The organism is Microbacterium sp. zg.Y909, assembly GCF_024626565.1.
Genome location: NZ_JANJFJ010000030.1, coordinates 1 through 11,950 on the forward strand (window position 1 = coordinate 1; position 11,950 = coordinate 11,950).

The following is an 11,950-nucleotide window of genomic DNA, read 5'->3' on the forward strand; positions in this document are numbered from 1 at the left end:
GCGTGACGATCACGAACCGGGCATCGTAGGGCTCGAGAAAGCCCAGCCGCGTGTACTGCGACGTGTGGCCGGTGCAGCCGCCGCACTGCCAGTCGGCACCGTCGCGCCACATGTGGTGGTAGGTGATCAGCTGGCTGCGCTCCCCGAACAGGTCCACCAGCCGCACCGGGCCGTCGGCGCCGATCAGGGTGTAGTCCGGCATCTCGACCATCGGCAGCCGACGCCGCTGGGCGGCGATCGCGTCGAGTTCGCGGGTGGCCGCTTTCTCCCGAACGCGCAGCGCCGCGAGCTCCCGCTGCCAGGTGTCGCTGTCGGTGACCGGGGGCAGGCCCGGTCGCTGCGTCATCGCTTCACTGCTCATGTCGCCCCCAAAGTGCACAGCGTGCACATGTTATGTTGACAGCGTACACATCGAGCAGGGAGCGTCAAGGGATGCCGCCGAAGTCCGCCGTCGACGCCACCGCCGCCCGCGAGGCGTACCACCACGGCGACCTTCGCAACGCGCTGCTCGACGCCGGCCTCGACCTGACGCGTCACGGCGGCCCCGACGCCGTGACGGTACGCGAGGTCGCCCGCCGGGCAGGAGTCGTGCCGACGGCGGTCTACCGCCATTTCGCCGACCGCGAGGCGCTCGTGGGCGCGATCGCCCTGCGGGTGCAGCAGCAGGTCGCCGATCGCATGCGTGAGACGACCTCCCCCGACGAGGGCTCCGCGAGACCGGCCGGGTCGGCGCGCGGGCGCCTCCGCGCCGTCGGGCTCGGGTACATCGGCTTCGCCCTGGCCGAGCCGGGCTGGTTCGAGCTCGCCTTCGGCGGCGCGAGGGCGCTGCCCGACGCCGTTGACCCCGCCGCGCTTCCGGCGCCGCTGGCGATGCTCGTCAGGGCGCTGGACGACCTCGTCGTCGAGGGTGCGCTGCCCGCCGAGAGCCGGCCCGGCGCGGAGTGGCCGTGCTGGTCCACCGTGCACGGGTTCGCCCTGCTCGCCCTGCGCGGCCCGTTGCGGGCCCTCTCGCGCGACGCGCTGTGGGCAGAGGCCGAGCGCGCAGTCGACACGGTCATCGACGGCCTGCTGATGCCGGCGGTCTAGCGGTACGCGCCTGCGGCCGCTAGACGGCGAGCGGACGGCGGTGGATCTGCGAGGTGATCGACGCCCCGTTGAGGTCGAGGTAGATCTGACCCTCGGTGACCGACAGCGTCGCGCTGTTGCGCCGAGCGATGACAGCGGCGGCCGCATCGACGAACCCGGCGTCGAAGCTGTGCAGACCGATCGACTCAGGCCGGTGTATCGGCTTTCCCGCCCACAGCGCGAGCAGCTTCTCGGGGTCGCGGTGGGTGTACACCGCGGCGCGATCGGCGAGCTTGCTGCCGTAGTGCAGGCGCGCGGCATCCGGAGATCCGACCTCGATCCAGGCGGTGATGCGACCGGTGAGGTCTCGTACGAGCACCGCGGGCTCATCGGTGGCCGAGATGCCCTCGCTGAACGCGATGCCCTCCTCGTACTCGAGGCAGTACGCCAGCAGCCTCGTGACCATGAATGCGTCGGTCTCGGAGGGATGACGGGCGACCCGCAGCATCAGCTCGTCGTAGACGCCGCGGTCGACGTCGGCCAACTGCACCGTGAAGGTGTGGATCACTGCGCCTGCGGCCATAAGGTTCGAGCCTACGCGGCGCGCGGCGCCGCTGCGGTCAGAGCCGCTCGATGATCGTGGCGTTGGCCATGCCGCCGCCCTCGCACATCGTCTGCAGGCCGTAGCGGCCGCCGGTCGCCTCGAGGTGGGCGAGCATCGTAGCGAGCAGCCGCGTGCCAGAGGACCCCAGCGCGTGCCCGAGCGCGATGGCGCCGCCCCACGGGTTGAGCTTGGCGGGGTCGGCCCCCGTCTCGGCCGCCCAGGCGAGCGGGACCGAGGCGAAGGCTTCGTTGACCTCGTACACGTCGAGGTCGTCGATGCCGAGGCCGCTGCGCTCGAGGATGCGCGCGGTCGCCGGGATGGGGCCGGTCAGCATCATGAGCGGGTCATCGCCCACGACGGCGAAGGAGTGGAAGCGGGCGCGGGGCGTGAGACCGAGGGCCACGGCTCTCTGCTCGCTCATGATGAGGGCGGCGGACGCGCCGTCGGTGAGGGGCGAGGAGTTGCCCGGCGTGATCTTCCAGTCCAGGTCGGGAAAGCGCGATGCGTACGCGTCGGTGCGGAACGCCGGCTTAAGGCCCGCCAACGCCTCGACGGTCGTACCCCCGCGCACCGTCTCGTCGGCGACCACGTCACCCACCGGCAGCAGCTGCGACGCGAACCGGCCCTCGGCCGCAGCACGGGCGGCGCGCGCATGGGATGCCGCGGCGTACCCGTCGAGCTCGTCCCGGCTGAGGTTCCACTTCGCGGCGATGAGCTCCGCCGACACCCCCTGGTTCACCAGGCCCTGAGGGTAACGCGCGTGCAGCCGGGGGGAGAAGGGCGACCCGCCCGCCGCCGCGGCGCCCAGCGGCACGCGGCTCATGGACTCGACCCCGCCGGCGATGACGATGTCGTAGGCGCCCGCGATGATGCCCTGCGCCGCGAAGTGGGCGGCCTGCTGGCTCGAGCCGCACTGGCGGTCGACGGTGGATGCCGGCACGGTCTCATCGAAGCCGGCGGCGAGCACCGCCTGGCGCGCGATGTTGCCCGACTGCTCGCCGACCTGACTGACGCAGCCCAGCAGCACGTCGTCGATCTGCCCCGACTCCAGCCCGTTGCGCTCGAGCAGCGCCGTGAGCACATCGGCGGCGAGGTCGACGGGGTGCACGCCGCTCAGGGCGCCCCCCGGCTTGCCCCGGCCGGATGGCGTCCGCACCACATCCACGATCACGGCCGTCGCCATTGCGGTCTCCTTCGCACCCCGCACGGGCCGACTCGCCCGCGCTCGCTCTGCTGCCACGCTATCGGCTCACCCGAGGATGCTCGGCTCCAGGTCGCGCAGGGCGCGGAAGTGCGTCTGCCGGGTCACGCCGATGGCCGCGATCACGAAGCCCGCGACGAGCCAGGTCAGCAGCACCGCGGCATCCAGGATGGTGCGGCTGAGATCGCCGCCGTACATGAACTGGCGCATGCCGTCGACGACGAAGCTCATCGGAAGCACCTGGTGCAGCGCGGCCAGGGGGCCGGGGAGCGTCTGCCACGGGAAGGTGCCGCCGGCGCTGACGAGCTGCAGGACCATCAGCACGAGCCCGATGAACTGGCCCACCTCTCCCCACCAGACGTTGAGGGCGAGGATGATCGCGGTATAGGTGAGGGTCGCCAGCAGCATGATGCCGAGGGTTCCGAGCGGATAGACCATCGGGAAGCCGAGGGCGTAGACGAGCACCAGGAACAGCAGACACATCTGCAGCACGCCCAGCAGGCCCGGGGTGAGCCACCCGGCGAGCGTGACGCGCACCGGAGAGTGCAGCGCCGTGACCGCACGGCGGGAGATGGGCCGCACGATGAGGAACAGCGCGTAGATGCCGATCCATCCGGCCAGGGCTCCGAAGAAGGGCGCGAGGCCCGCGCCGTAGTTCGCCGCCTCGGCCGCGGCGGTGGTGTCGATCTCGATCGGGTTGGCGATCGTGCGCGCCTGCGCGTCGCGGACGTCCTCACTGCTGTCGGGGATCTCCTGGGCGCCGCTGACCAGCGCGTCGCGCAGCTCGACGGTGCCCGAGGACAGCGTGGCGGCTCCGTCACGGAGGGTGCTGGTGCCCGTCGACAGCTCTTGCAGCCCGGAGCCGAGGGTTCCCAGGCCGTCGCGGAGCGTCGCCGCGCCGTTGGCCACCTCGGTGCTGCCGCTGGCGAGCTGATCGATCTGGCCGACGACCTCCTGCACGCGCTGGTCGCCCTTGCGGATCGTCGCGCCGACGACATCGAGCCGCGCCAGCACCGCGTCGATGGTCGCCTGGTCGAGCCCGAGCGCGACCAGATCGGCGGCGATGTCGGACCGAGCCTGCGGCAGATCGGCGGTCAGCTGGTTGACCACCGCTCCGACCCGGTTCGCGGCAGCGGCGAGTTCATCGTCGCCAGCTGCGACGCGGGCCGCCCCGTCGGCGAGGGCGGCGGCGCCGTTCTGCAGCTGCACGGTGCCGTCGACGGCGCTCACGGCGCCCTCGACCAGGCGGACGGTGCCGTCCGCGAGCTCGGCAGCGCCGGTGACCAGCTCGTCGGCGCCCTGGCCCGCCTCGACGATCTTCCCCCGGATGGTGGAGATCGAGTTCAGGAGGGTGGTGGCCGCTTCACGTCCGACCTGCTGAGCCACGCTCGTACGGATGCGGTCCACGGCCTGGGTGGCGATGTTGCTGGCCAGGTAGCTGTTGGCATCGTAGGTCTCCAGCAGGATGACCGCCTGACGGGGATCGTCCCCCGCGACCGATTCGAGGGCGGCGGTGAAATCTGCGGGGAGGGTGATCGCGAAATCGAACTCGTCCGCTTGCAGTCCCGCCTTCGCCTGGGCGGCCGAGACGCGATGCCAGTCGAAGTCGCCGCCCTTCACGAGCTCGTCCGCCACCTCGTCGCCGATGTTGCGCGCCGGGGTGCCACCGTCGGCGGGCACGCCCTCGTCGGCCACGACGAGGGCCACGGGCACGTCGGGGAACTTCGCATAGGGGTTCTGGTTGGCCCACAGGTACAGGCCCCCGTAGAGGATCGGCACGATGATGAGGGCGAACAGTGCCAGAGCCGACATCTTCGTCGACACCAGGCGTCGCAGCTCGGCGAGGATCATCTGCGGCACCTTCAGATGGGGCACCCGCCTCGCCTCGGCCCTCATGAGCGGCCTCCTTCGCGCTCCGCGTCGCCGCTCTCGCGGTCGGTGTCGTCGGTGATCGCCCCGATCACCTTGGCCGAGGAGTAGCCCGCGATCATGAGCATCGCGAACCCGCGATCGGCCAGCGACAGGGCCTGATCCCACCACACACGCGGGTCGCCGCCGTGACGGTCGGGGGCCACGACGACGAGCCCTTCGACGTCCGGTCGCAGGACGGCCAGTTCGGTGAGCAGGTGCATCCGCGCGCGCGGCGCCACGGTGGCTATGGGGCGGCGCACCAGGTGGTCCAGGTGCTGGCGGCTGAGCCAGCGGTGCACCGCCCGGCGCCCGGACGACAGACCCGCGAACATCAGCTCCTCCGCCGTGACGGCGCCGACGGTGACGCGCGGCGCGGGCTCGGAGATGTCCGGGGCATCCACGAGCGCGACGCGTCGGCGCAGGTCGGCGGAGTCGGCCATGCCATCGATGTCGATGGTGCCCTCGTCCGGCTTCATGCGCCCGGAGGCGAGCAGCCCGAGCACGGTCGGGCGCTGCTCGGTCTCCGCGCGGGCGAAGACCGCCTGGCCGGTCTCGAACATGAGATTCGTGTGCGGCAGGGCCTGGCCCTCGTGCCCCTTGCTCACTCCGCGAAGCTCTATCTTCATGGCGTACCCTCCCGATGCTGGGATCTTGACCGCCGTGGGCTGGCGCCGCCGGGGATCCCGAGTCTCCATCGAGCGGCTCGCCCAGTCCAGACCCGCCGGGTGGCCGCACGCCGATTTGCCCTCCCGCCACGCGCGGGCGAGAATACCCCTGGGGGTATAAATCCCCGAGGAAGTGAGCACACCATGAACGCACCCGCCGATCTCACCCCGCACACCCCCACGACCGGCCCCCGGGTCGTGATCGTCGGCGGCGTGGCCGCCGGCATGTCGGCCGCCACCCGCCTGCGCCGGCTCGACGAGACAGCGCAGATCATCGTGTTCGAGCAGGGTCGCTATGTGAGCTTCGCGAACTGCGGGCTGCCGTACTACGTCGGCGGGGTGATCGCCGAGCGCGACTCCCTGCTGCTGCAGACGCCGGCGTCACTGCGTGCGCGGTTCGCCCTGGATGTGCGGGTCGAGCACGAGGTCGTCGGCATCGACCGCGCGGCGCGCACCGTGACGGCTCGGGATGCCGCCACCGGCGCCACGGTCGTCGAGCCGTACGACCACCTGATCCTCGCGACCGGAGCCGCCCCGCGTGAGCGCGCCGCGGCGATCGCCGGCGCTCCGCCGGTGGTGACCCTGCGCACCGTCGACGACGTCGACCGCATCACTGCGGTCCTGACCGAGATCGACGACCGCCGCGGGCGCGCGGTCGTCATGGGCGCGGGGTTCATCGGGCTGGAGGCGACGGAGAACCTCGTGCGCCGCGGCCTCGACGTCACCCTCGTGCAGCAGAGCGCCCGCCCCTTCATGCCGTTGGATCCGGAGATGGCCGCCCCCGTGATCGAGGCGCTCGCCTCCCACGGCGTCGATGTGCGCACCGGCACCACGGTCGACGCGCTGGATGCCGTCGGCGCCCACCTCTCCGACGGCACGGTTGTCACGGCCGATCTCGTGGTGGACGCGCGCGGGGTCGCCCCGGCCGCAGACCTGGCCCGCGCGGCGGGCCTCGCGATCGGCGCCACCGGCGGCGTCGTCGTCGACGGGCACCAGCGCACCGAGGACCCGCGCATCTTCGCCGTGGGCGATACCGCCGAGAAGATGGATGCCGTCTCGGGCGCGACGACACTCGTCACGATGGCGGGGCTGGCGAATCGCCACGGCCGCGCGGCGGCAGATGTCATCGCGTGGGAGAACGGCCGCCTGGATGCCGCTCCTCGCGCTGCGGCGCCCGCGCTCGGCACCGCCATCATCGGCCTGTTCGACGTGACGGTGGCGATGGTGGGCTGGAGCGAGCAGCGACTGATCGCGGCGGGCCGCGCCCACCGGGTGATCCACACTCACCCGACCGACCACGCGGGGTACTACCCGGGGGCACAGCGCATGGCGATGAAGGTCATGGTCGATCCGCTGTCGGGGCTGATCCTCGGGGCGCAGATCGTCGGCGGGAACGGCGTGGACAAACGCATCGACGTCATCGCGACGGCGATGCACACGGGGCTGCCGGCCGCGGAGCTCGCGCACCTCGAGCTCGCCTACGCGCCGCAGTACGCGTCGGCGAAGGATCCGGTGAATATGGTCGGGTACGTCGCCGAGAACCTTGCGACCGGCCTCAGCGAGACCGTGCAGTGGCACGAGCTGGCGACCGCAGTCGCCGGCGGTGCAACGCTCATCGACGTGCGGTCGCCGCAGGAGTTCGCCGCGGGTGCGATTCCGGGGAGCGTCAACATCCCGGTCGATGCGCTGCGCGACGGCCTCGCCACCCTCCCCGAGGGCGCGCTGATCGTGCACTGCCAGGTCGGTCAGCGCGGTCACACCGCCGCACGGATCCTCGCTCAGCTCGGCCGCCCGGCACGGAACCTCGACGGCGGCTACCTCACTTGGAAGGCCGGCGCGGCCGTCACCGCACTACAGCCTGCCTGAGCCACGCGACGGCGCCGGCTGGGACATCGGGGTACACCCGGCCGGTCCGGCTCGCCCGCCTCAGACCTCCGAAGCCTCGCCGGTCGGCGTCGCACCCCCGCGGGTCGTCGGCGTCGCACCCCCGCGCGACGACGTCGGCCTCGAGCCCCGGCGGGTCGTCGGATCAGCACCATTCCCCCGAGTCGGATCCGCATCGCCGCCCCGTGACGTCGGCTCCGCACCGCCCTCGCGTGCGTTCCCGGCCGCCATCTCCTCGCTGGCCCGCCGCCCGAGCGGGATCGTCGTGAGAAGACCCACGAAGAGCGCGGCGACCGCGACCCACGCGGCGACCGACACGCCCTGCGTCAGTGCATCGCGTGCGGCATCGGCGATCGGCGCGGTCGCCGGGTTCTCGCTGAGCTGTCCGATGAGCGCACCGGCCGATGTCGAGACGGCATCCACCAGCTCGCCCAACTTCGGATCCGCGGCGATCTGGTCGCTGAGGCGCGACTCGGTTCCGATGCGCAGCGTCGTGAACAGCGCGGTGCCGAGCACAGCGATGCCGAGCGCCGAACCCACCTGACGCGAGGTGGACTGCACCGACGAGGCCTGTCCCGACTTCTCCACCGGGACGTCGATGAGGATGAGCTGGGTCAGCTGCGCTGTGGCGAACCCCACGCCCATGCCGTAGAAGAACAGCGGCACGCCGGTGACCCACAGGGTGGAATCGGGCCGGATCAGCAGAGCGAGCGCAGCGAGCGAGATGATCTCCAGCAGCACGCCCAGGCGCACCATCTGCACCGGCGACAGACGCTTGGACAGCGACTGGATCGACCCGCTCGCGAGGAACGATCCGACGGCGAGCGGCAGCAGGGCAAGACCCGCCTCCAGGGCGTTCATGTCCCGGGCGTATTGAAACCACAGCGGAAGGGAGAGGATCAGCCCGAACTCTCCGAGCGAAACCGTCAGGGCGGTGATGTTGCCGTTCGCGAACGTGCCGATGCGGAACAGCGACACGTCGATGAGCACCGACTTGCGCGCAGCCACACGCTTGCGCTCCCGCCACACCAGGGAGGCGAGCACCAGGAGCGAGAGGACGAACAGCACCGGAATCACGCTGAAGCCGCCGAGGCTGAACGGCGCCGAGTCCGTCGCCTCCCACCACCCGTAGGCGCGGCCCTCGATGAGGGCGAACACGAGCAGGCCGAACCCGAGCACCGAGGTGCCCACGGCGATCCAATCGCTGAAGCGCTCGGCGTCGCGCTGGCGGGACTCGGGAACACAGATCATCACCCCGATGATGACGAGGATGCCGAAGGGCAGGTTGATCCAGAACGCCCAGTGCCACGAGAACGCACTGGTGAGCCAGCCGCCGAGCACCGGCCCCACGGCGGCCATCGACCCGATCGTCGCGCCCCAGACCGCGAACGCGATGCCGCGCTCCTTGCCCCGGAAGGTGGCGTTGAGCAGAGCCAAGGTCGTCGGCAGGATCATCGAGCCGCCGACGCCCTGCAGGGCGCGAGCGGCGATGAGCCACGTGCCGTCGACGGCGAACGCGCAGAGGATGCTCGAGGCGACGAACACCACGACACCGAGGACGAGCAGCCGGCGGCGCCCGAGGCGGTCACTCGTCGTCCCCCACACCATGAGCAGCGCGGCGAAGACGAGCGTGTACACCTCCTGCACCCACTGGATCTCGGTCGTGGTGAGATCGAGCGACTCGACGATGCTGGGGACCGCGACCGAGACGATCGTCGAGTCCATGATGATCAGCGCCACGGCGACGGAGATGGCCGCCAGGCCCCACCAGCGCAGCCGATGGTATCGCTCAGTGTCCTGGTTCACGTCGGGTCACACTACTCCTGCTTCAGGGCTTCGGACGATGGATACCGACACAGTGTCAGCTTCCGCTGCGGGCAGCGAGGCCGGGCTTGTCGGAGAGCCGGATCTCGTTGAGGAAGAACGCCACCACGAATCCGGCCGCCCCGAGCGGAACGAGGTACCAGAACGACGTCCCGAGGGCGTCGGCATAGGCCTGGACGACACTGTCGCGCAGCTCCGCCGGCAGCTCCCGCACGGCCGAGGGGGTCAGCGACTCGGCGCCGAAACCCGACGGCACCTGAGACCGCGGGATCTGACTGATCGTCTGGTCGAGATCGCCCCGCAGCGAGGCGGTGAAGGCGGTGGAGAACAGGCTGGTGCCCACTGCCGCGCCGATCTCCCGCAGGAAGTTGTTGGTCGACGTGGCCACGCCGATGCGTCGGGGGTCCACCGCGTTCTGTGCCGCGATGACGAGCGTCTGCATCACGAAGCCCAGCCCGAGACCCAGCACGAAGATCATCGCGCCGAAGAGGACCATCGACATATCGGCCGAGAGCTGGGTGAGCCACAGCAGGCCGAGGGTCGCGATGCCGAATCCCGCTATCGGGAACACCTTGTAGCGGCCCGTGCGCGTGATGAGCATGCCCGACCCCAGCGCGGTGATCATCAGTCCCACGGTCATGGGGAGCATCAGCAGACCTGAATCGGTGGCGCTGGCCCCCTCGGCCATCTGCAGGAAGGTGGGAAGGAACGTCAGCGCGGCGAACATCGCGATGCCGAGGATGAGCGAGAGCGTGGCGGCGACGGCGAAGGTGCGACTGCGGAAGATGTCCAGTGGCACGAGCGGATCGGCCGCCCTCGACTCCACGATCAGGAACGCGATGAGCGCGGCCACCGTCGCGGCAGCGAGCGCCAGCAGTCCGGGGCTCGTCCAGTCATACGACGTGGTGTGGGTCAGCGAGGTCCAGCTGGTGAGGAACACGATGCCGGCCGTCGCGGCGGCCAGCATCACCGCCCCGCCGAGGTCGAACCGGCGGCGACTGCGGTGCTCGGGGATCTTCAGCGTGAACCACGCGATGAGCAGCGCCGCGAGCCCGACCGGCACGTTGAGCCAGAAGCACCAGCGCCATCCTGGGCCAGCCGTCAGCCATCCGCCCAGCAGCGGGCCGGCCACCGTCGCGACGCCGAAAACCGCCCCCATCGGGCCCATGAGCTTGCCGCGCTCCCGCGCCGAGACGATGTCGGCGATGATCGCCTGCGAGAGGATCACGAGCCCGCCCGCTCCCAGTCCCTGCAGCGACCGCCAGACGATGAGGCCTTCGAACGAGCCGGCGAGCGCCGAGCCGGTGGAGCCGACCACGAACAAGCCGATGGCGAGAAGGAAGGGGATGCGGCGGCCGAAGAGGTCGCCGACCTTGCCGTAGATCGGCATGACGATGGCGATGGTGAGCAGGTACGCCGTGACGATCCATCCCTGCTCATCGGCGGCGCCGAGGTCTCCCACGATCGTGGGCAACGCGGTGCTGACGACCGACTGATCCAGCGCCGACAGGAACATGGCCGCCAGGAGGGCGCCGAAGATGATGTAGACCTGGCGCCGGTCCAGGTCCACATCGGGCCGATCGATAGACGACGCGGAGGCGCTCACGCGTACGGTCTAGCACGGATGCCGGAGCCTAAGAAGAGTCCCCGACGCCTCGGTGCGTCAGTCCCGCGGCGCCCGTCGCACCCGCGGTGCGGGCGGGGGCGGCACCTCCTTCGCGGCGATGATCGCGCCGCGCGGGATGCGCTCGACCCCGCGCTTGCCGTCGACCACCACCGTCGTGGCATCCGCACTCAGCAGCTCGCCGAGGGCGTCGGTGGCCTGCCCCGTCGGCAGCAGATAGCGCACCACGACCCGCCGGCCCGGGGCGGGCATGTTCACCATGAGCCGGGAGCGTAATCCTTCAGGAACACCCCGAACAGGTCCTCGCCCGCCTCGCCGCGCACGATCGGGTCGTAGACCCGGGCAGCCCCGTCGACGAGGTCCAGCGGCGCGTGGAACCCCTCTTCGGCGAGGCGCACCTTGGTGGGGTGCGGGCGCTCATCGGTGATCCATCCGGTATCGACGCTCGTCATGAGGATGCCGTCGCTCTCGAACATCTCCCGCGCGCTGGTGCGCGTGAGCATGTTCACCGCGGCCTTGGCCATGTTGGTGTGCGGGTGCCCGGGGCCTTTGTATCCGCGACCGAAGACGCCCTCCATCGCGCTGACGTTGACGATGTACGTGCGCTTCGCCGGGCTCGCCGCCAGCGACGGCCGCAGCCGCGACACCAGCAGGAAAGGAGCGGTGGTGTTGGCCAGCTGCACCTCGAGCATCTCCAGTGGATCGACCTGCTCGACGCGCTGGGTCCACGAGTTGATGCTCTCGAGGTCGGGGATGAGCCCGCCTGCGTCGATCGCCGTGCCGGCGGCGAGCCGCTCGAGCGAGCTCGACCCCGCCGTCATCGCCTGCTCGGTGAGCTCATCGGCGCGGGATGCCGCTGCGGCCAGGATCGGGTGGGCGCTGACCGAGCGCTCCAGGGCCTGCGGATGACGGTCGTTGGTGTGCCCGAAGGTGACGAGCTCGGGCAGCGGCCCATCGGGCAGCGGCGCCAATTCGGCATCCACCAGGGGCTGATAGGCCCCCGGCGAGCGCCGCACGGTCTGCGTGGCGTTGTTGATGAGGATGTCCAGGGGGCCGGCCGCGGCGACATCGTCGGCGAGCCCGATCACCTGGGCGGGGTCACGCAGGTCGATGCCGACGATCTTCAGGCGGTGCAGCCAGTCCGCGGCATCCGGCAGGCTGCTGAAGCGGCG

Annotated in this window: 10 protein-coding genes and 1 pseudogene; 2 read left to right on the top strand and 9 right to left on the bottom strand. The window is 71.0% G+C overall.

Annotation, left to right across the window (positions count from 1 at the left end; translation table 11 throughout):
- Nucleotides 1–346, bottom strand: a 346-nt coding sequence (locus tag NQ160_RS04320) for a DUF899 domain-containing protein (RefSeq protein WP_257514015.1), incomplete at its 3' end; no start/stop codon positions are given.
- Nucleotides 347–432: 86 nt separating this feature from the next.
- Here NQ160_RS04320 and NQ160_RS04325 point away from each other — a divergent pair.
- A complete protein-coding gene (locus NQ160_RS04325; RefSeq protein ID WP_257514016.1) occupies nucleotides 433–1,086 on the top strand; it encodes a TetR/AcrR family transcriptional regulator in 654 nt (217 codons plus the stop codon).
- A 19-nt stretch (nucleotides 1,087–1,105) separates the two neighbouring features.
- Here NQ160_RS04325 and NQ160_RS04330 read toward each other — a convergent pair whose 3' ends face one another.
- The 4 genes from NQ160_RS04330 to NQ160_RS04345 all read right to left on the bottom strand — a co-directional run bounded on the left by NQ160_RS04330 (nucleotide 1,106) and on the right by NQ160_RS04345 (nucleotide 5,386).
- Nucleotides 1,106–1,648, bottom strand: a complete 543-nt coding sequence (locus NQ160_RS04330) for a YaeQ family protein (RefSeq protein WP_257514017.1) — start codon at nucleotides 1,646–1,648, stop codon at nucleotides 1,106–1,108.
- Nucleotides 1,649–1,685: 37 nt separating this feature from the next.
- The gene (locus NQ160_RS04335) at nucleotides 1,686–2,852 is read right to left on the bottom strand and encodes an acetyl-CoA C-acyltransferase (protein WP_257514019.1); all 1,167 of its coding nucleotides are present in this window, start codon (nucleotides 2,850–2,852) and stop codon (nucleotides 1,686–1,688) included.
- A 66-nt stretch (nucleotides 2,853–2,918) separates the two neighbouring features.
- Nucleotides 2,919–4,766 carry a YhgE/Pip family protein gene (locus NQ160_RS04340; protein ID WP_257514020.1) on the bottom strand — a complete coding sequence of 616 codons (1,848 nt, stop codon included), beginning with the start codon at nucleotides 4,764–4,766 and terminating at the stop codon, nucleotides 2,919–2,921.
- On the bottom strand, nucleotides 4,763–5,386 hold the full coding sequence (locus tag NQ160_RS04345; RefSeq protein ID WP_257514021.1) for a hypothetical protein: 624 nt from the start codon (nucleotides 5,384–5,386) through the stop codon (nucleotides 4,763–4,765). The genes NQ160_RS04340 and NQ160_RS04345 overlap by 4 nt, the downstream gene beginning before the upstream one ends.
- Nucleotides 5,387–5,590: 204 nt before the next feature.
- Between NQ160_RS04345 and NQ160_RS04350 the strand changes: the two genes are divergently transcribed.
- Nucleotides 5,591–7,312 carry an FAD-dependent oxidoreductase gene (locus NQ160_RS04350; RefSeq protein ID WP_257514022.1) on the top strand — a complete coding sequence of 574 codons (1,722 nt, stop codon included), beginning with the start codon at nucleotides 5,591–5,593 and terminating at the stop codon, nucleotides 7,310–7,312.
- 60 nt (nucleotides 7,313–7,372) lie between these two features.
- Here the strand turns inward: NQ160_RS04350 and NQ160_RS04355 are convergent, their stop codons facing one another.
- From NQ160_RS04355 to NQ160_RS04370, 4 genes and pseudogenes are all read right to left on the bottom strand, one after another.
- Entirely contained in the window at nucleotides 7,373–9,136 is a 1,764-nt protein-coding gene (locus NQ160_RS04355; protein WP_257514023.1) for an MFS transporter, read from the bottom strand.
- Nucleotides 9,137–9,191: 55 nt separating this feature from the next.
- Nucleotides 9,192–10,760 (bottom strand): MDR family MFS transporter, encoded by a 1,569-nt coding sequence (locus tag NQ160_RS04360; RefSeq protein WP_257514024.1) that lies wholly within the window; start codon nucleotides 10,758–10,760, stop codon nucleotides 9,192–9,194.
- 57 nt (nucleotides 10,761–10,817) lie between these two features.
- Entirely contained in the window at nucleotides 10,818–11,039 is a 222-nt protein-coding gene (locus tag NQ160_RS04365) for a putative acetyltransferase (protein WP_257514025.1), read from the bottom strand.
- A pseudogene (locus tag NQ160_RS04370) lies at nucleotides 11,033–11,950 on the bottom strand (short-chain dehydrogenase); the annotation flags it as partial. The pseudogene NQ160_RS04370 and the gene NQ160_RS04365, both read right to left, overlap by 7 nt.

Excerpts from the sequence above, each read along its gene's own strand:
- NQ160_RS04325 (WP_257514016.1), top strand. The coding sequence starts at position 433 with ATGCCGCCGAAGTCCGCCGTCGACGCCACCGCCGCCCGCGAGGCGTAC.
- NQ160_RS04330 (WP_257514017.1), bottom strand. The coding sequence starts at position 1,648 with ATGGCCGCAGGCGCAGTGATCCACACCTTCACGGTGCAGTTGGCCGAC.
- NQ160_RS04335 (WP_257514019.1), bottom strand. The coding sequence starts at position 2,852 with ATGGCGACGGCCGTGATCGTGGATGTGGTGCGGACGCCATCCGGCCGG.
- NQ160_RS04340 (WP_257514020.1), bottom strand. The coding sequence starts at position 4,766 with ATGAGGGCCGAGGCGAGGCGGGTGCCCCATCTGAAGGTGCCGCAGATG.
- NQ160_RS04350 (WP_257514022.1), top strand. The coding sequence starts at position 5,591 with ATGAACGCACCCGCCGATCTCACCCCGCACACCCCCACGACCGGCCCC.
- NQ160_RS04365 (WP_257514025.1), bottom strand. The coding sequence starts at position 11,039 with ATGGTGAACATGCCCGCCCCGGGCCGGCGGGTCGTGGTGCGCTATCTG.